Source organism: Granulicella mallensis (assembly GCF_014203225.1).
Classification (GTDB): Bacteria; Acidobacteriota; Terriglobia; order Terriglobales; family Acidobacteriaceae; genus Granulicella; species Granulicella mallensis_A.
Window position 1 is genome coordinate 1 of the sequence record NZ_JACHIO010000039.1, and the last position, 20,010, is coordinate 20,010.

A 20,010-nucleotide genomic window follows, 5' to 3' on the forward strand; every position below is an offset into this window, starting at 1 on the left:
TGGCTCCACGATCGTGGAGCCATGCCCGGCAAACTTCCTCAACTTGTAAAGGATGTCTGGAGACAATCTGTAAAGGATGTCTGGAGACTAGACAGCTGAAGCCCCGCCCTTTCAAAGCAAGAATCTAGAGACTGAAGGCCCTGCCTGTCACCTGAGAACGAGCCTGCGTCAATTTCCCGTTGGCGTACGTCTCTATCTTTCAAAGGTTCATGATTGAGCAGCACGCGCCCCCGGTAGCCCTGGTGTATCTACTGCATTTTTGTCAAACTCATTTCTAAAGAGGCGCGGCAACACGCTGCTTGACCGTTATCTCTCTGGAGGGGTTTTTTGATGGGTGGTGTTCGTGCAGTTGTCCTGGTGTTGATTTGTCTTTTTACGGTTAGCGCCGTTTCTCAAACCGCAACGACTTCACTGCGAGGGGTAGTGAAGGATTCGAGCGGTGCACTGGTTCCAGGCACATCCGTTACGCTTCTGGACAATGCGACCAACAATACCTATCGTGCGGTCACCAATGCCTCCGGCTTTTACATCTTTCCGGTCATCGCTCCGGCGCACTACCTCATCACCCTTACTGCCGGTGGCTTTGCTCCGCAGAACCGGACTGCCGAACTGCTCGTCAACCAGCCGGCCACCATCGACTTTACCCTCAGCGTAAAGTCCGACACCGTAACGGTGGACGTCAGCGCGGCCACCCAAACCCTCAATCTTACGGATGCCAGCATGGGCAACTCCGTCGGCAACACCACGATCCAGGCACTGCCGATGGAGGGCCGTAACCCTGTCTCCCTGCTCAGCCTGCAGCCGGGCGTGCTCTACCTGGGACAGACTGCGAGCACTGCCGATAGCCGCCAGGGCTCCGTTGCAGGAGGCCGTTCGGACCAGGGCAATATCACCCTGGACGGCCTGGATGACAACGATCAGATCAATGGCACAGCCTTTACCGGCATCCTGCGCTCTACCCTCGATTCCACCGAGGAGTTCCGCGTCACGACCTCCAACGGTACGGCTGAGGCAGGCCGCTCCTCCGGCGCTCAGATCAACCTGGTCACCAAGTCCGGAACCAACCAGTATCACGGCGCGCTCTATGAGTACTACCGCCCTACGAACACTGTCGCAAACGATTTCTTCAACAAGTACGACCAACTGGCTACTTCGCCGGCACAGCCGAACATCCCCCAGAAGTATGTTCTGAACACCTTTGGCGGAAGCATCGGCGGGCCCATCAAGAAGGACAAACTCTTCTACTTCTTCAACTACGAAGGACAGCGCCAGGCCATCGATGCGGTCGTCAAGGACACGGTGCCCACCACGACCTTCATGCAGGGGGAACTGAGTTACCCCGACCTCAATGGGAATGTCCAGACTTTGACTGCCCCGCAGGTTGCAAAGCTGGACTCGGCCTGCACCGGCAATACGTTCAATGGAGCGCCGGTCTGCCCTGCGGGCCCCGGGGCCAATGCTGCCATCCTCGCCTACTACGCGAACGTGCCTGCCGTTGCGCCTACGTCGAATCCCATTCTTGGCGATGGACTCAACAGCGGCGCGTATATCTTTACGTCGCCGGCGCCTTCGACTCTCAATACGAGCATCCTCAAGATCGACTACAACCCGAACGGTGCGAACCATATCTTCGTTCGTGGAAACCTGCAGAAGGACACGACGTCCGCACCGGAGAATCTTCCTGGGCAGCCTGCTGCCAGCTACACCGACGACAACACGAAAGGGATCTCCGCCGGTTACACCTGGATTCCTACTGCCCGGATCGTCAATGACCTGCGCTATGGCTATATTCGCCAGGGATACCAGGTCAGCGGCCAGGGATCTGGCGATTACGTTACTGTCGTTGGACTTACCCAACCCACAGCGCTGACCCGCAACACCATCCTTCACGTCCCGGTGAACAACATCACCGACACCTTGAACTGGAACAAGGGCTCGCACACCTTTGCGTTTGGCGGCAACTGGCGCATGATTACTAACCAGCACGGTACCGATGCGAACTCCTTTGACAGTGCCGAGACCAATCCCGCCTATGCCAACGCTTCTACCTTGCCGCTCCCGGCCGGCGGCCTCAACGCGAACTTTACGAATTCCTGGATGTCTGCCTACAGCAGCCTGATGGGAGTGGTTCCGGAGCTTACGAACTTCTACAACTACCAGGTCACCGGTCCCAACTCCGCCACGGCCATACCCGATGGCGGCTTCGTCAATAAGAGCTTCCGCGATAACGAGTTCGAATACTTTCTGCAGGACACCTGGCACGCCCGTTCCAACCTGACGTTTACCTTTGGCGTGCGGCATACCATCTTGCAGACTCCCTATGAGACCAATGGCCAGCAGGTCGCTCCCACCATCGATACCGATGCCTGGTACAAGGAGCGCGAATCCGCCGCACAGCAGGGCCAGATCTACGAGCCTTTGATCTCGTTTGCACCAGCCGGTAAGGCCAATGGAAAGCCGGGTTACTGGCCCAAGCAGAAGGCCAACTTCGCTCCTCGTATCGGGGTGGTCTTCGCGCCCGATCCCAAGACGTCCATCCGGGCCAGCTTCGGCATGTACTTCGACCACTACGGCGAGGCCCTCGTAAACTCCTTTGACCAGGAAGGCTCCTTCGGTGTTAGCGCCTTCACCTCCAACCAGGCAGGAGAATTGGGCTTTGAGACCGCTCCCCGCTTTACCGGCCCACACAACCTTCCCAATATTCCGTTGCCGGCCCTTTCCCCGACGCAATCCTTTCCGTTCACGCCTCCGGCCGATGGATTCGGGATCGAATGGGGTCTCGACAACCGCCTCAAGACTCCCTATGCCGAGGCTTTCAATGTCTCGATTCAGCACGAATTCCCCAAGGGCTTCGTCTTTGAGGAGGCTTACGTCGGACGCCTCGGACGTCATCTCCTCCAGCAGATCGACTTGGCGGAACCGGTTAACTACGTAGACCCTCAAGGGGGTGGCGATTACTTCACCGCTGCCGCCAAGCTCTCTGCCGCAGTGGATGCTGCGCCTTCTGCAGTAGTCAAATACCATGATTGTCCGGCGGGATGTACGCAAAAGGCGAACAATCAATTGGCGTCTATTCCGTATTTTGAGAATGTCTTTTCCTACATGAAGGGGCTCGACTATCCGGGAGAGAGTGCCACCCAGGCAGTCTTCAATAACACGTGGGCTCCCGAGCGCTATACCAACGGTGAGACCTTCTCTCTCGCGCTGCTGGAGAACATGGTGTGCAGTTGCTTCGCCAACGGCCCTGCGCAATCCCGCTTCTGGAGCAGCCAGTTCTCCTCGCTCTACGCGTGGGACTCCATCGGCACCAGTTCCTACAATGCTCTGCAGTTCACGCTCCGCCATCCTGCTTCGCACGGCCTGACGATTGACGCCAGCTACACCTTCTCCAAGTCGCTCGATATGGGCTCCGAGACGGAGCGCGCCAGCCAGGAAGGGAACACGGACGGTTCGTATACCAACTTCGCGATTCAGAACACCTGGAACCCCAAGCTCAACAAGGGTCCTTCGGACTTCGACACCCGTAGCCTGATTACCGGGGACTGGGTTTACGCCCTGCCCGTCGGGCGCGACAGGGCTTTGCTCGGCGGCTCGAACCACATGGTGGACGCCTTCATTGGAGGGTGGCAGTGGTCGGGGCTTGCTCGCTGGACCAGCGGATTGCCCTTCACTCTGAACTCTCCCGCGTTCCCGACGAACTATAACGATCCAGGCTTTGCGTTCAAAGTGGGCAACGTCAATACGAAGAAAAACTTTGTCGCCGGAATTCCCCACGTCTTCGATGCCGCTACCACCAGTGCAATTACGAGCGGCATTTACACCGGCAACGGTCCCGTTCGGCTTCCTTATGCGGGTGAGGCCGGGCAGCGCAATAACTTCCGCGGAGACGGTATCTTCGACATCGACTCGTCACTCACCAAGAGCTGGAATATGGGGAGCAGGGTAAAGCTCAGGTTTGCGGCTGAGGTTTATAACGTCACCAACTCTGCTCGCTTCGATGTCAGCGGGAATGGATTGACCGCGCATATCGCCAACCAGGCCTTCGGCGCCTATAACTCAACGGTCTCCACTTACCGGCGTATGCAGTTTGGTCTGCGGCTGGATTTCTAGGGATGAGCCGTTCCTCCATCGAAGAATGATGGCATTGCCAACAGCGCGAAGCGCAAACCGTTACGCTTTAGCGTCGCGGTGCGGAGGGAGCCGTAGCCTTTAGGCTACGGAATCAAGACTCGGAAGAATTTGGCCTTTAGGCCCGGGCCTTCTTTCGGCTGCGAACAAAAGGCCCAGGGCTAAAGCCCGATTCTTGCTTGCCCGTTATTCCGTAGCCTAAAGGCTACGGCTCCCTCCGTCTCCCTGACGCTAAAGCGTCAGGAAACGCGCTTCGCGCTGTATTGTTTATCGCCTGTCCGCATGTTCTTTTATTCGACAGCTCTTTGGGCCAATCCTCTGTGTTGACAGGTAAAACTGCTGATTCCTTCCTGAAAGAAAATCGCAGGGAAAACAATTTCAGCGCATAATGGATTCTTCATTTCAGCAAAACGGAACCTGGATTTGCGGCAATCCGTAATCAGAAGACCAGCGCAGCCAGTGATTCTCCCGGATCTCAGCGGCGGCATCTTTTTATTTCCTAATTGCTGAAGTGAGGTGTTGAGGGGAAGACCGGAGGACCGGATGAAGTGGCCGGTCGCCAGGTTTACGAGCAATGCCGAGACGGCGCTTTTGCGCAGGATATGTGCCGGTTCTGGCGGAGCCGAGGATTCTCTGGTCGTAGTTTGCATGGGATCAGGGTGCGACGTTGGTAGAGCTTTTGCAAGAAGCTGTCGGGGATTTTAGAGGAGCCTTTTTATGTTGACGCGTTTCAAGTGTTGCACCGTATGGGTCGTAATGCTGCTGGTGCTTGCCAGCGTTTGTCATGTAGCTCGGGCGCAGACGGTAACAGGGTCGATTCGCGGTCTCGTTGTGGACCAGAGCGGAGCGGCTGTTGCGGATGCAAAGATCATGGCCCGCAATGTCGATACCAACGTCGTGACGACCACCCGCACAGACCGCAGCGGTACCTATAATCTTCAGGTTTTGCCCATCGGCACCTACGTGGTTTCGGCTACCAAACCTGGCTTCAGTGTTACCGAGGATCGTCCCTTCACGCTGGAGATCGATCAGATTGCCAAGATCGACTTGAAGCTCCAGGTCGGCGAAGTCACTACGACCGTCGATGTCGCTGCCGACTCCGGTTCTGTGCTCCAGACCCAGGACTCTGCCCTTGGAACGACCATTACCGCGAACACGCTGGAAAGTCTTCCGCTGAGCGGTCAGAACTTCTCTGCGGCGACTATGTTCGTAGCTGGCGCGGTGAATCCCACCTATGACCTCGTCGGCGGTACCAGCGGCACGGAGCGCGACACAAGTCCGGGCACCATCCCCTCTTTCAACGGGAACCGTCAACAGACGAACAACTATGTTCTCGACGGCGCTGAGATCAACGAGACCCTGAATAACGAGATCGGCTACAACCCCGCGCCTGAGGCTCTGCAGGAGATTCGGGTCATTACCGGCAATGCCAGTGCCGAGTATGGCAACGTCAATGGTGGCGAAGTCATTATGGTGACCAAAGGGGGAACGAATAAGTTCCACGGCAGCCTGTACTCATTTTATGAGAATCAGGACCTGACGGCGAACCTCTGGAGCAATAACTACAACCATACCCCCAAAGGTTTCTTTCATCAGAACCAGTTCGGCGCGACGTTCGGCGGTCCGATTTATAAAGATAAGCTCTTCTTCTTTGTGGACTATGAAGGCTACAGAAACAGCGCCGGAGGCTCTGCAACGGCTACCGTGCCAACCGCCAGAATGCGCATGGGCGATTTCTCCGAATTTCTGGGATCAGGAAATACAGGGCTTCTTCCCGCCAACTATGTGCAACTCTATGACACGCACAACGGACTTAGTCCTGTAACGCCGTACGTCAACAATCAGATTCCGATTCTCAACCCTGTAGCGAAGTTCCTGTTCACGCATCCGGAGATCTATCCTCTGCCGAACCACACTCTTTCTTCTCCAACGTCATCGCCCGACGCGGGAAACTATATCGGCTCTTCCAAGACGGTCACGGTCAACAACCAGGGTGATACGCGCATCGACTACGTCCTGGGAACGAAAGACAGCATCAACGCTCGCTTTTCCATGGGAGATGCCTGGGACGCGACTCCGAAGACCGTGCTGCCCATCACCTTTCCAGGAGGAGATGACTACCCCTTCATCGGTGGAGTGATCAACGAAGTTCACACCTTCACGAGTGCTCTGCAGAACGAGTTCCGTGCCGGCTACACGCGCGTAGCGTGGCTCCAGGGCGCTCCGATCGATTCCACGGGTCTATTCGGCACGGCTGGCGATGCGACAGTCGGCATACCCTTTGCCAACCAGCCTTATTCCGGCTTCAGCCTGATGAACTTCTCCAGCTCGGAGAGCAACATCGGAACCAAGGGCGCGGGCACGACTTATTACGACAACACCTTCGACTATGGCGACAATGTCGTTTGGCTGCGCGGCAAACACATCATCAAGGTCGGTGCTGAGATTCTTCGCTATCAGCAGAACAACTACTATCCCAGCACCAATGGCGTTCTCGGACAGTTCTCTTATAACGGTGCTTTCACCAAGAACGCTACAGCCGCGGTTGCGAATGGCCCCAAGACTACCGGCTATGGTTATGCGGACTTTGTTCTGGACGACTCGTCGTCACAGGGCGTGAGTGGTGTCTCCGGGCGTGTTGGACAGCGTCAATACCGCCTGGCGTTCTATGCACAGGATGACTGGAAGATCCTGCCGAACCTTACCCTGAACTTGGGTCTTCGTTACGGCTACGATCAGCCCATCTACGAGGTCAACAACAAGGAAGTTAACGTCAATACCGACAATCCTGCCTCCTGCCCGAACTGCCTGGAGTTTGCAGGACAAAACGGCAATAGCCGTGCCCTGTACAATCCTTTTATGCGGGATGGATGCCGCGCATCGGCTTCGCCTACCAGATGAATCCGGGCGTGGTGATCCGCGGCGGCTATGGCATTACAGACGATCTCGAAGGCACAGGAGCCAATCTTCGCCTTTCGCAGAATGCTCCGTTCATCTTTCAATTTTCGAACACGGGTTTGACTCCGACCGCAACCTCTGGCGGCACCCCGACGCCGGTGGAGAACGGATTCGCCCAGGCTCCGGGCAACGTTCAGGTATCCAGCACGCGCTACGAAGCCTGGTCTCATCGGCTGCGCCCGGCTCTGATCCAACAGTTCAATCTCACGACTCAGTTCCTGCTCAACAGCAAGACCTCTGCCCAGATTGCCTATGTCGGACAGTTGGGGCAGCACCTGATCGTTCCCGAGAACATCAATCAATACACGACGCCGAATGTGCCGTCTTCGAGCCCGTACTTCAATCTCGTTGGCGCAGGAGGGCTCGTCTATCTCACGCAGTCCGAGGGCTACTCGAACTACAACGCGATGCAGACGACGATTCGCCACCAGCAGAACAATGGGCTGGAATACACCTTCAACTACACCTGGTCCAAATCCATGACCAACAATCCGGGTTTCTACGGCGTTTCCGGTGTGGATGGCGCAAGCGTATTTCCTCAAAACGTCTATGATCCGCATGGAGATTACGGTGTCTCGGGTTTCGATACACGGAACGCTGTCAACTTTACGGCTGTCTATCAACTGCCGTTTGGACATGGCAGGCAGTTCGGCGCTCACTGGAACCGTCTGCTGGATGAAGCGATCGGCGGTTGGAAGCTCTCCGGAGACGCCATCCTGTACTCCGGTTTTCCGGTGACGATCACCAGCACGAACGTATCCAACACCAACAACTCCACGGCCCGTGCCAATCAATACGGTCCGTTGATCGTTCGGAACCGCAGCCTGCTCCACTGGTTTGGTACCGATCCTTCCGCGGTCCCATGCACGGGCGCGCAGGTCGTCAATGGCGTAAGACAGCCATGCGCCTATGGCCCGGACCTTACCAATACGTTCGGCACCGCCCATGTAAACACCGAGCGTGCGCCGGGATACCGCATCATCGATATGTCCCTGTTCAAAGAGTTCAGGACCTATAAGGAGCAGGTCATCCTGTTCCGCGTAGATGCCTTCAATGCGTTCAATATCGTGAGTTATGCAGAGCCGGCCGCCTCCGTGAGCAGCACCACCTTTGGTCAGATCACGGCCTCGCTTTCCCCTGCAAGACAGTTCCAGTTCTCGGCCAAATACCGCTTCGAAAGCAGGATTGAGGTTGGTATGCATTCCAGGGCGTCCGCTTCGGCGGGCGCCCTTTTTCCGTTGGATGGCCCCTGGCGCCTTTCAGGGCCGAATTTCGACGGCTGGATGTTCGCCTTTGGCCGGGGATGGATGTGCAGGTAGAATAGACAGGTTCCGCCTAACCGATTCATTTCGGCTCTGATGGAACGACCGGAGTGTGCCAAATCTGCTCGCAAACCTCGCGAGCGTGTGCGGTGAAACAGCCGGTCGTCGGGCGTCCGGCGCCTCCTGAGAGGGGGCGCAAGGCGGGTCCGGCTATCTGACTCAAGGAGCTTCACGCTTTGTCTACATCAACCGACCGTTTTCTCTTCACCAGTGAGTCTGTTACCGAAGGCCATCCCGATAAGATCGCCGATCAGATTTCAGATGCGATTCTCGACGCCTGCCTCGCGCAGGACCCCTACAGCCGTGTAGCCTGCGAAACCCTGACCTGCACCGGCCTCGTTGTTGTTGCCGGCGAGATCACCACGAAGGCCTATGTTGACTTCCAGACAGTGGTGCGCGATACGGTCAAGGAAATCGGCTATGACGACGCGCTCAAGGGCTTCGATTCGAACACCTGCGCGGTGATTTCTACGATCAACCGCCAGTCGCCCGACATCGCTCAGGGCGTGGATACCGGCGGCGCCGGCGACCAGGGCATGATGTTCGGCTACGCCACCAACGAGACCCCAGAGCTGATGCCGACCCCGATCTCGCTGGCGCACAAGCTGGCACTGAAGCTCAGCGAAGTCCGCAAGTCGGGCAAGATGGGTTATCTGCGGCCTGACGGCAAGAGCCAGGTTACGGTGGAGTATGACTCCAACCACAAGCCGGTTCGTGTGGATGCGGTCGTTATCTCGACCCAGCACGCCGAGGAAGTCGGCAACGAGCAGCTGCGGGCTGAGGTTCTGGAGCACGTGATCCAGGCCGTTATTCCTGCCGAGTTGCTGGACGCGGACACCAAGTACCACATCAACCCGACGGGCCGCTTCGTTATCGGCGGACCGATGGGCGACTCCGGTCTGACCGGACGCAAGATCATCGTCGACACTTACGGCGGCATGGGCCGTCATGGTGGCGGAGCGTTCTCGGGTAAGGATTCGACCAAGGTTGATCGCTCGGCCGCGTACATGGCGCGCTACATCGCGAAGAACATTGTGGCCTCCGGTCTCGCAGACCGTTGCGAGGTGCAGTTGGCCTATGCGATCGGTGTCGCCGATCCGGTCAGCATTCGTGTGGACACCTTTGGAACAGGCAAGATCGGCGAGCCGCGTCTGGTTGAGCTGGTGCGCGAGAACTTCAAGCTGACGCCGAAGGGCATCATCGAGAGCCTGGACCTGCGCCGTCCGATCTTCAAGAAGACCGCAGCTTATGGCCACTTCGGCCGTACCGGCGACACCTTCACCTGGGAAGCCACCGACAAGGCAGCCGCACTGAAGGCTGGTGCTGTAGCCGAATTGGCAGCGAAGTAGATCTTCCAGCAGAAAATGCAAACGGGCGAGCCGGAAGGTTCGCCCGTTTGCTATTTTGCCGGTACAGCCTCACACGCGACGAACGCATCTAGCTAAATAAGGCGACGTGTGTGTCCCGCAATCTGAAATACCGTCGCGGGGGCCTTCGCTATGTTTCTCAAATCTGAGTTCGATATCCAGTTCCATCTTCCTGAAGCGACGCCGATGCTCGCCTTGCTGCACGTGCATCCGACCCTGGAATCGGGGCTGATGACTGGGGATGCCCTCAAGGTGGAACACTTCGAAGGCGAAGCTCCCACCGAGCTTTTGGTCGAAGAGTTTCTCGATGCCTTCGGCAATCGCTGCTCGCGGTTTGCCGCGCCAGCTGGGCGGATTCGGCTTAGTGGCTGCAATACTCTTTCGATAGATGCCGAGCCTGACGCACAGCCCTTCCAGGCGCGGCAGAGCCCGGTCGAAGATCTGCCGCCAGAGGTACTGCAGTTTCTTCTGGCCAGCCGCTACTGTCAGGTCGACCTGTTTGGCGGCGTCGCGCAGGACCTCTTCGGTTACACGCTTCCGGGGTGGCAACGGGTTGCGGCGATTCGCGATTGGGTGAATTGGAAGGTCGCCTTCAACTATCAGACCGCGCGCTCGACCAAGACGGCGATGGATGTTTTTACGGAACGCGTGGGTGTCTGCCGCGACTTTCAGCATCTCGCGATTACGCTGACGCGCTGCATGAATATTCCCGCGCGCTACGTGATGGGACAGCTTGGAGACATTCGCATTCCGTACACGGGGCCGGGTGACTTCCATGCGTGGTATCAGGTGTGGCTCGATGGCAGATGGTGGAATGTGGACGCACGCCATAACAAGCCTCGTCCCGGGCGCATTCTGATGGCGGTCGGTCGCGATGCAGCCGATGTCGCGATCACAACCAGTTTCGGACGTGCGGATCTCAAGCACTTTTATGTGGAGTCGAACGAACTCGATGAGCAGGGCAACCTGGTGCCTCTGCCCGGCGGCAAGCCGGCGAAGAGTGAGAAGCCCGCAGCCTAAGAAGTTTGCCTGCAACGCACGGAGTGTGGCACAGCGCGTGTACGTTGCAGGATACTTACATGGCGACGACAAGTTGGACAATAGCGACGATAACGGGAATCGAAGACATGGGTAAGACCAACAAGGGGAACGGCAAAGCAAGCGTGCCTTCGGTATTTGCGGGCAAGGCCTGGCAGCAGGTGCTGGCGCGGGATGCGTCTGCCGACGGGCAGTTTGTGTATGCGGTTAAATCGACGGGCGTCTATTGCCGTCCGAGTTGCCCGAGCCGCAGGCCCGAGCGCAAGAACGTCAGCTTCTTTCCCAATGCCTCTACGGCTGAAGCAGCAGGCTTTCGCGCGTGCCTGCGCTGCGAGCCGCAAACCGTTGCTCCTAAGGCCGATCCGCAGGCAGAAGCGATTGCGGCTGCCGCCGACTTTCTGAGTGAACATGCAGGCCAGCGCACGTCGCTTGAAGACCTTGCGGCTGCGGCTGGTGTTGGTAAGTTTGCGGTGCTGCGTGGATTCAAGCGGGTGCTCGGTGTAACTCCCGGTGAGTTCGCCCGGGCACAGCGTAAGGAGCGCTTCCGCGAAGAGGTACGTACGCCGCGCAACTCGCGCTCGCCGGTGACGGACGCAGTTTATGCAGCAGGATTCGGTTCGTCGAGCAGAGTGTACGAAGATGCCGATGCAACGCTGGGCATGACTCCGACGGCGATGAAGGAAGGCGGCGCGGGCGAGACGATTCGTTATGCCATCGCGGATTCACCCCTGGGGCGAGTGCTGGTCGCCGCAACGGACCGTGGCTTGTGCGCGGTGTTGTTTGCGGACTCCGATGTGGAAGCGGCGGTCGACCTGCGCGAGCGGTTTCCGCAGGCCGTTCTGCGGCGCGATGATAAAGAACTGACCGAGGCTGTCAGCTTCGTGCTGGCTCGTCTCGACGAGAACGCTAATGCCGCTGCGTTACCGTTTCATGTGCGGGCGACGGCGTTTCAGCAGCGTGTGTGGCGTGCCTTGACCGAGATTCCTCGCGGCGAGACGCGCACCTATGCCCAGATTGCCGAGGCAGTGGGGTCTCCAAAGGCAGTGCGGGCTGTAGGCACGGCCTGTGGGGCGAATCCTCTGGCGGTGGTGGTGCCCTGCCATCGCGTGGTTGGGGCGGATGGAAAGCTTACCGGGTATCGTTGGGGGACTGCGCGGAAGAAGAAGTTGCTGGAGATCGAGCGCGCTATTTGAAGTGTTGGTGGTCCCGGTGCATCGCGGGGTATTTTTCAGCGTAGAGCCATGAGGTATTGAGCGACGAGGAATTCGTAGCTTGATACCTCGTTGCTCTATGCTGACAGAAATCCTGTTGGAACCGGAGAGAGTGCTTGAGGGACTTTCGTTATCTGGACGTGTGGCATAAAGCGCACGCCTTTACGCTGAACGTGTATCGCATCTCGGAGACGTTTCCCAAGACAGAAACCTTCGGACTGGCAGCGACGCTACGCAGGGGTGCGGCCCATCTGACGATGAAGATTGCGGAGGGTTGCGGGCGCGATGAGCATGCCGAATACATTCACGCATTGCAGCAAGCACGGGCGATGGGTGTCGAGATCGAATATCAGCTTCTGCTGGCCCGCGATCTCCAGTTCCTCGAACCGGCAACCTATGACAGCTTGCAGCATGACGTGATCGAGGTCCGCAAGATGCTTTCCGGCGTGATTAAAACACCGCAGAGAGTGTCCGCTTGATATCCTATAGGTCGGTTTCTAAGGAGAACAGATGGCGACAGCGATATTGGATCAGGCAACAACAGCGTACAAGGTAGCGGATATCAGTCTGGCAGAGTGGGGACGCAAAGAGCTCACCATCGCCGAAGCAGAGATGCCCGGCCTGATGTCGATTCGCCGCAAGTATGCGCCGAGCCAGCCGCTCAAGGGTGTACGCATCACCGGCTCGCTGCACATGACGATTCAGACGGGCGTGCTGATCGAGACCCTCGTTGCTCTTGGCGCGATCGTGCGCTGGGCAAGCTGCAACATCTTCTCCACGCAGGACCACGCGGCAGCGGCTATTGCTGCGGCAGGTGTCCCGGTCTTCGCCTGGAAGGGCGAAACTCTCGATGAGTACTGGTGGTGCACCGATCAGGCCCTGCGCCATGAAGGTGGCCTGGGGCCGCAGCTCGTCGTCGACGACGGCGGTGATGTAACGCTGCTCATCCACAAGGGCTATGAGCTTGAGGATGGTGACCGCAGCTTCGTTGACGGCAAGGCTGGCTCGGTTGAAGAAGAGGTCATCCAGAAGCTGCTCAAGAGCGTGCTCGCTGAAGATTCGCAGCGCTGGCACAACGTTGCCAAGGAGTGGCGTGGCGTCTCGGAAGAGACGACTACCGGCGTTCACCGCCTCTACAAGATGATGGAGCAGGGCAAACTGCTGGTGCCGGCCATCAACGTGAACGACTCGGTGACCAAGAGCAAGTTCGATAACCTGTACGGCTGCCGTGAGTCGCTGGTCGACGGCATCAAGCGTGCAACGGACGTAATGGTTGCGGGCAAGGTGGCTGTGGTTTGCGGTTATGGCGATGTGGGCAAGGGGTCGGCAGCTTCGCTGCGCGGACTCGGTGCGCGCGTTATCGTCACAGAGGTCGATCCGATCAATGCTCTCCAGGCTGCGATGGAAGGCTATGAGGTCACGACGATCGAAGAGACGCTGGGCCGCGGAGACATCTATGTCACCTGCACCGGCAACCTGGACATCATCACGCTGGAGCACATGCGCCAGATGAAGGATCAGGCCATCGTCTGCAACATCGGCCACTTCGACAACGAGATCCAGATGGCGGAGCTCGACGGCGCGAAGGATGCGAAGAAGACCAACATCAAGCCGCAGGTCGATCAGTACACCTTCGACACGGGCAACTCGATCTTCGTTCTCGCCGAAGGCCGCCTGGTAAATCTGGGCTGTGCGACGGGTCATCCGAGCTTCGTGATGTCCAACAGCTTCAGCAACCAGACGCTTGCGCAGCTCGATCTCTGGGCCAACAAGGACACCTACAAGGTGGGTGTGTACGTCCTGCCGAAGAAGCTGGACGAAGAGGTCGCGCGTCTGCACCTGGAGAAGATCGGCGTAAAGTTGACGACCCTCTCCAAGAAGCAGGCGGATTACCTGAGTGTGCCGGTTGAGGGGCCTTACAAGTCGGATCACTACAGGTACTAAAAGCAGAGTGTAGAGGATAGAGTGTAGACAAAAAGCCGAAGCCACTGAGAGTTCAGTGGCTTCGGCTTTTCTCTATCCTCTACACTCTATTCTCTACACTCTGCCTCACTGATCGTAGTCGTCGGCGACGACAGCCTGAACACCTGGGGTTGTTGCGACCGGCTGGTCGATGAAGACGATGGTGCGGGCGGAGCCGGAGGTGTAGGTGACCTGGGTGCTGGTATGCAGCGTGACCGTCGTTGGCACGGGCGTTGTGCCCGCGGGCAGGACAGCAATCGCGTAGGTTCCGGCAGGGACGTTGATGTAGCCCGAATTGCTGTTGAAGTCGATGTTGGTCGCTACGGGCGAGGTCGCCGCCAGCTTGCCGCCGCTGGGGATGAGGTAGACGTCCACAGGTCCTACATGCGTAGCCTGCTGGACAAAGCGCAGTGAGACTTCACCGGCGGGTGCGGGCTGCGACTGGTCCTGCAGGACGGTCTCCTGCATATTGGCGAGGCTGTTGCCCACGATCACCGTGTACTGTTTGGTGCTGCCGAAGGTGGCCTTAGCCGAGACGAGCGTCTGATTGGTGTTGGCCTTGGCTGAGGAGAGCGTATAGGCTCCGGCGGGGAGCGGCACGTAGGAGGTCACCGTGCCGAAGCCGAGATTGTAGGCCAGGCCAGAGCTGTTCTGGTAGAAGTCCTGGGCCGGTGAGTCGGGTGTGGCAACGATTACGCGAACCTGTGCGGCGTGCGTGGCATTGATATCGATACTCTGGCAACCGGACAGGCCAAGGCCCGCCAGCAGCAACACGAGTGCGCTGCGCCGGGGTACCGGTCTTCCAGGATGAGGCGATGTCGTGGCCATCAGTCAAAGGTCCAGTCGCGAACAGACTCCAGCGCAGAGGGAGGACTCCCTCCACTCTATCCGATTCTGGGCGGAATTGGCGTTGTTTCGAACGGATGGGGCTGAAATCCCACCCGTTCAAAACAGGTCCGGCGGAGCTATTTGCCGGGCTTTTTGGCGATGATCTGACTGGCGATCTTGTTGTAGGTCGCCTGCGGCAGGATGCCTTTTGTAACGAGCTGATTCTTTGCGGTATAGGGACGGCCTGCGATGATGCGCTTGGCATAGGCGTCGCCGACTCCTGTCAGAGCCTTGAGCTGGTCGGCGGTGGCGGTGTTGATATCCAACAGGTCCGTGCTGGCGGTGGCGGAAGTTGCAGGCTTGGCCTGAGGTGCGGCGGCAGGCTGCGCCAGCGAGAAGGTAGCGGCAGTGGCGAGGGCGACAATAGCTGCGATTCGACGAAAGGTGCGCATCGTGAGGTCTCTCCGGAACTGAGTTGATGGTGCTGGTCGTCCAGCATACTGGGAAACTGGCATCCCGCAAATAAATAAAAGAATTCAATTGCATTTTAAATGCCCAGTAGCTCGATGTTGGGCATAGGATGAATGCGCTATTCGTTTCCATCCGGGAGGGCCTGATGCGGGTTTCCACCTGTTTTGCGATACCGTGTTTTTTTCTAGCCGGTGCGCTGCTGAGCGGCTGTTCTACCGACTTTGGCCATTCAGCCAATAGCCCCACCCAGGTTACAGCCCAATTCAAGGGTGTAATCCATGGGGGCCAGCAGCCCATCTCCGGGGCTCATGTCTTCCTCTTTGCCGCCAATCCCGGCGGCTATGGACAGTCCTCTATCAATCTGCTGACCGCTGGTGACGGCTCGGATCCTGATTACGGAAACTACTTCCTCAGCGATGCTACCGGCGGTTTCAACCTCAACGGCGAGTTCACCTGCCCTGCCGGAAACCCGGTGACGTATCTGCTGGCGATGCAGGGCAACCCAGGGATGGCCGCAGGAACCAACAATACGGCGATCTCACTCATGGCGGCTCTGGGACCGTGTTCTTCCTTGAGCAGTATCCCGTTCGCATCGATCAATGAAGTGACCACGGTGGGTGCGGCCTATGCGTTCAGTGGCTACATGACCGACGCTACCCATCTCAGCTCCAGCGGCACCGCGCTGGCTTTGACCGGGCTCACGAATGCGGCAGCTAATGCAGGCAATCTTGCGAGTTTCGCTACCGGACAGGCCAATGCGACTACGCCAGGGAGCTCCGGCAGTGGCGTCACCGGCACGGTTCCAGCGGCTACCCTCAACACCCTGGCCAATATCCTGGCAAGCTGTGTCAATACGAACGGCTCTACCGCCTCCGGCGACCCGTGCGGCACGTTATTCAGTCTGGCCACCGCGGATGGAACCGCCACGGGGGCAACGCCCACCGAGACGGCGACGGCGATGCTCAACCTTGTCCACCATCCCGTGGCCACCGCAGCCAATATCGCTGCACTCTTCGTTCTCAACACCAGCATTGCTCCCTTCAGCCCGTCACTAACGGTTGCGCCCTCTACCTGGGTGGTGGGTATCAACTACAGCGGCGGATTAAACTTCCAATACACCCTTCAGCCCCCAGGTCTTGCCATCGATGCCGCAGGCAATGTCTGGGCTGTGAACTCCAGTGGCAACAGCGTTACCGAGATCACAGGTCCGGGCGCAAGTGCGAACTACTTCAGCTACAGCGGCGGTCATATCAGCCACCCCAGTACTATCGCTATCGACGGCTTAGGGAATGCCTGGGTCGCGAACGCCAGCGGCAATACTGTCACCGAGATTATTGGCTCCGGCTCGACCGCGAGTTACTTTACCAGCTACGGCGGCGCCAGCGTCCTCGCCCCCTACGGTTTTGGCGGCAGCCCCCTTAGCCTTTCGGTCGACGGCACGGGGAACGTCTGGGTCGTGGGTGACAACGGCAATGTCACCGAGATCATCGGCACCGGCGCCAGCGCAAGCTACGCTTTCTACAGTGCTGGCGGTGGTTTCGGCCCTGAAGGCATCGCCCTCGATGACGTGGGCAACGCCTGGGTCACGGCCAATGCAGGCAGCTCAACCAGCGCTGTTACCGATATTACGGTGTCCGGCACAACCCCGAGCTACTTCAGCTACAACAACGCCGGGATCTATCCTGTCGGCATCGCTGTCGACGCTGGGGGGAACGTTTGGGTTACGGATCAGGTCAGCAGCTCCATGACCGAGATCACGGGTTCCGGCGCAGGTGCGGGCCGCATCACTTACAGCGGCAGCGGTCAGGACTGGCATCCCTCTGGACTGGCCATCGACGGCGCGGGCAGTGTGTGGGTAGCGGATTTGGGCAGCAGCATTACCGAGATCACGGGCTCTGGCGCATCCGCGATCTACACCTACTACAGCTTTAGCGGCATCAGCAGTGCTAATAGCGTTGCCATTGACGGCTCAGGCAATGCCTGGATCGCCAACAGCAATAGCACCGTCACCGAGTTGATGGGAGTGGCTACACCTGTGGTTACCCCCATCACTGCCGGCAGCAAGACTACGGCTGGGAAGCTGGGGGTTCGACCATGATCTCTGATCTGGAACAAAGTTTGATGACACACCCGTGGCGTGAAGGCCTCAGACTGCGGCTGCAGTCACAACGCGTCCCCTGCCTGCTTCGATCTTTACAATCTGTCCGTCACGCATATACAGGATGCGGTCGGCGATCTGTGCGGCTTCGGGGTTGTGGGTAATCATCAGCACGGTCTGGTTCATCTCGCGGCTGGAAGCCCGCAGCATCTCCAGGACAGCATCGGAGTTCACGGTATCGAGGTTGCCGGTAGGTTCATCGGCCAGCAGAATCGCGGGACGTGTGATGAGAGCGCGAGCGATGGCCACACGCTGCTGCTCTCCTCCTGAGAGTTCATTGGGGCGGTGTTGCAGGCGTCCCTGGATGTTCAGCAGCTTGGAGAGATGGTCGAGCAGTTCATGATCGAAGGGCTTGCCGGAGGCGGAGATGTCGTGCGCCAGCTCGATGTTGGCTGCGGCTGAGATCGTCGGCAGCAGGTTGAAGCGCTGAAAGACAAAGCCGATGTGGGCGCGGCGCAGCTTGGTGCGTTCGGAGTCGGAGAGTCGCGAAAAGTCATGGCCCTGGATCAGCAGGGAGCCGGAGGTCGGGGAGGTAAGGCCGCCGAGGACATAGAAGAGCGTCGACTTGCCCGAACCTGAAGGTCCAACGATGGCGACGAACTCGCCTGGATCGACAGTAAAGCTGACATCGCGAAGAGCAGGGACGGCAAGTTTGCCGGAGCGGTACGTCTTGCCGAGGTGGCTGGCTTCGATGATCGGTTTCACAGGCTCAAGTTTAGCGCAGAGGCGTTTTTGTCGTTGTTGTTGTCTGGCCGTACACTCGAAAACGCGGAGGCTGGCACTATATGGTCATTGGCATTGGGACGGACATGATCGAGATCGCGCGCATCGCGCGCAGCGTTGAGCGCTTCGGGGAGGCCTTCCTGCAGCGTGTCTTTACCCCGGGTGAGGTCGTTTACTGCACGAGGAAGAAACATGCGGCTGAGAGCCTCGCGGCCCGATTCGCGGCCAAAGAGGCGGGGGCCAAGGCCCTGGGCACGGGGATCAGCCGTGGCGTGAACTGGCGCGAGTTCGAGGTGAAACGCGAGCCCGGGCAGCGGCCCGAACTGTATCTGAGCGGCCGTGCGGAGGAGATTGCACGCGCCCTGGGGATACGGCGTCTGTCGCTGAGCCTGACGCATTCCCGGGAACTTTCGATGGCGGTTGTGATTGCGGAAGATTAGCTCGCATCCTCTTCGCAGTGCATCTCATCCAAAAAGACCGCTGCCGCTGCTACGATAAAGGAAATTATCCGCGCATCCGCCAAGTCCATTCGTCCAGTCGGCAGTAGCCAGCGGTTGTCATGCGAGGAGTGCCATGCCGAGTCAGCAGGAAGTAAAGTGGTCACAGTTGAAGGTGGGGCTGATCGTGCTTGTCTCGGTCACGCTGCTGTGCACCCTGCTGTTTCTGATGACCAGTGCCTCGGGCATGAGCCCCTTCAGCAAGAAGCTGATGGTCAAGACCTTCTTCCAGAACTCCGGCGGTCTGAAGGTGGGCGCGCCGGTCAGCCTGGAGGGCGTAACCATCGGTGAGGTGAAGAAGGTGTTGATCTCCACCGACCCGGCGCGCAAGCTTACGCCGGTCTTCGTGCTGATGCGGCTGGACCCGAAGTTTATCGGCAGTCTGCGCAAGGACTCAAGAGCCTCACTGTCGACGGTGGGTGTGCTCGGCGACACGGTGGTGGACATCAACAGCCAGTCGGCCAATGGGCCGGAGTTGCAGGATGGCGATGAGTTGAAGACGCTCGAAACGCCCAACCTGATGGATGTGGTGAAGGCCAGCCAGGGCACGATCGAGAGTGTGAATGTCATTCTGGCGAAGCTGGACCACATCGTAGACACCATCCAGAGTGGGCAGGGTTCTGTCGGCAAGCTGATCAAGGATCCCGAGCTTTATGACAAGGCCACGCAAACGATCGACGAACTGCACACCCTGACGGCGAATATCAACCATGGCAAGGGTTCTGTCGGCAAGCTGATGCATGACGACCAGCTCTACGACCGGCTGAACGATACGGCTGCGAAGCTGGACACGATTGCCACGAACCTGAACGCGGGCAAGGGTTCGGCAGGGAAGCTGCTCAACGACGATCAGCTCTACAACAACCTGAACTCGACGCTGGTGCATACTAACTCGCTGCTGGCTGAGGCGGATGCCGGCAAGGGCGGCGTGGGATTGCTGGTGAAGGACCCGGCGTTTGCCAGAAAGCTGAACGATACGGTCACGAACCTGGACGATCTGCTGAAGGGCGTCAACCAGGGGCACGGAACCATCGGCAAACTGGCGACTGACGATGCAGCCTATACCAACCTGAACAAGCTGCTGACGTCGAGCACCGATCTTGTGGGCGCTATCCGCCAGGACCCGAAGAAGTACCTGACGATCCACCTGAAGATCTTTTAGGGGCACCCGCTAACTCGCTGGCGCCTGTCAGCGAACTGTTCTTGTCTTGTAGTCGAAGGGTGCAGATAATTTGCTGAGGCAAGCATCGGTAGGGCATGGCTTCACAGGTTGCGGAAAAAAGGGAGTTGCGCTTCTCTATTGATTAAATTATTGAAGAGAGATGCGTGGCGACGATAAGCAGCAGT

14 protein-coding genes are annotated in these 20,010 nt (G+C 58.4%); 11 read left to right on the forward strand and 3 right to left on the reverse strand.

Going from position 1 to position 20,010, the window contains the following annotated elements; genetic code table 11:
• Positions 1 to 330: 330 nt before the first annotated feature.
• The 8 genes from HDF15_RS25215 to ahcY all read left to right on the forward strand — a co-directional run bounded on the left by HDF15_RS25215 (position 331) and on the right by ahcY (position 13,968).
• Positions 331 to 4,110, forward strand: coding sequence for a TonB-dependent receptor (locus tag HDF15_RS25215; RefSeq protein ID WP_184261156.1), 3,780 nt, complete (start codon positions 331 to 333; stop codon positions 4,108 to 4,110).
• 735 nt (positions 4,111 to 4,845) lie between these two features.
• Positions 4,846 to 7,029, forward strand: coding sequence for a TonB-dependent receptor (locus HDF15_RS26115; RefSeq protein ID WP_260331406.1), 2,184 nt, complete (start codon positions 4,846 to 4,848; stop codon positions 7,027 to 7,029).
• On the forward strand, positions 6,999 to 8,405 hold the full coding sequence (locus HDF15_RS26120; RefSeq protein WP_260331408.1) for a hypothetical protein: 1,407 nt from the start codon (positions 6,999 to 7,001) through the stop codon (positions 8,403 to 8,405). The genes HDF15_RS26115 and HDF15_RS26120 overlap by 31 nt, the downstream gene beginning before the upstream one ends.
• Positions 8,406 to 8,584: 179 nt before the next feature.
• A complete protein-coding gene (metK, locus tag HDF15_RS25225) occupies positions 8,585 to 9,757 on the forward strand; it encodes a methionine adenosyltransferase (protein ID WP_014267719.1) in 1,173 nt (390 codons plus the stop codon).
• Positions 9,758 to 9,907: 150 nt separating this feature from the next.
• Positions 9,908 to 10,795: a transglutaminase family protein gene (locus tag HDF15_RS25230; protein WP_184261159.1), complete on the forward strand. Its 888-nt coding sequence runs from the start codon at positions 9,908 to 9,910 to the stop codon at positions 10,793 to 10,795.
• Positions 10,796 to 10,854: 59 nt separating this feature from the next.
• Entirely contained in the window at positions 10,855 to 12,006 is a 1,152-nt protein-coding gene (ada, locus tag HDF15_RS25235; RefSeq protein WP_311733210.1) for a bifunctional DNA-binding transcriptional regulator/O6-methylguanine-DNA methyltransferase Ada, read from the forward strand.
• A gap of 134 nt (positions 12,007 to 12,140) precedes the next feature.
• Positions 12,141 to 12,503, forward strand: coding sequence for a four helix bundle protein (locus HDF15_RS25240; protein WP_184261165.1), 363 nt, complete (start codon positions 12,141 to 12,143; stop codon positions 12,501 to 12,503).
• A gap of 31 nt (positions 12,504 to 12,534) precedes the next feature.
• The gene (gene ahcY / locus HDF15_RS25245) at positions 12,535 to 13,968 is read left to right on the forward strand and encodes an adenosylhomocysteinase (RefSeq protein WP_184261167.1); all 1,434 of its coding nucleotides are present in this window, start codon (positions 12,535 to 12,537) and stop codon (positions 13,966 to 13,968) included.
• Positions 13,969 to 14,073: 105 nt separating this feature from the next.
• Here ahcY and HDF15_RS25250 read toward each other — a convergent pair whose 3' ends face one another.
• Complete coding sequence (locus HDF15_RS25250; protein ID WP_184261170.1) at positions 14,074 to 14,814, reverse strand: DUF4397 domain-containing protein; 741 nt, start codon at positions 14,812 to 14,814, stop codon at positions 14,074 to 14,076.
• 137 nt (positions 14,815 to 14,951) lie between these two features.
• The gene (locus tag HDF15_RS25255) at positions 14,952 to 15,266 is read right to left on the reverse strand and encodes a helix-hairpin-helix domain-containing protein (protein ID WP_184261174.1); all 315 of its coding nucleotides are present in this window, start codon (positions 15,264 to 15,266) and stop codon (positions 14,952 to 14,954) included.
• 164 nt (positions 15,267 to 15,430) lie between these two features.
• On the opposite strand from HDF15_RS25255, the gene HDF15_RS25260 reads away from it, so the two are divergent.
• Positions 15,431 to 17,383, forward strand: a complete 1,953-nt coding sequence (locus HDF15_RS25260; RefSeq protein ID WP_184261177.1) for a hypothetical protein — start codon at positions 15,431 to 15,433, stop codon at positions 17,381 to 17,383.
• Between the two features lie 48 nt (positions 17,384 to 17,431).
• Here HDF15_RS25260 and HDF15_RS25265 read toward each other — a convergent pair whose 3' ends face one another.
• Complete coding sequence (locus HDF15_RS25265) at positions 17,432 to 18,148, reverse strand: ABC transporter ATP-binding protein (protein ID WP_184261180.1); 717 nt, start codon at positions 18,146 to 18,148, stop codon at positions 17,432 to 17,434.
• 80 nt (positions 18,149 to 18,228) lie between these two features.
• Here HDF15_RS25265 and HDF15_RS25270 point away from each other — a divergent pair, with 80 nt between their 5' ends.
• Both HDF15_RS25270 and HDF15_RS25275 read left to right on the forward strand, forming a co-directional pair.
• The gene (locus HDF15_RS25270; RefSeq protein WP_184261183.1) at positions 18,229 to 18,606 is read left to right on the forward strand and encodes a holo-ACP synthase; all 378 of its coding nucleotides are present in this window, start codon (positions 18,229 to 18,231) and stop codon (positions 18,604 to 18,606) included.
• A gap of 133 nt (positions 18,607 to 18,739) precedes the next feature.
• Positions 18,740 to 19,825 (forward strand): MlaD family protein, encoded by a 1,086-nt coding sequence (locus HDF15_RS25275; RefSeq protein WP_184261187.1) that lies wholly within the window; start codon positions 18,740 to 18,742, stop codon positions 19,823 to 19,825.
• The last annotated feature ends 185 nt before the right edge of the window (positions 19,826 to 20,010 follow it).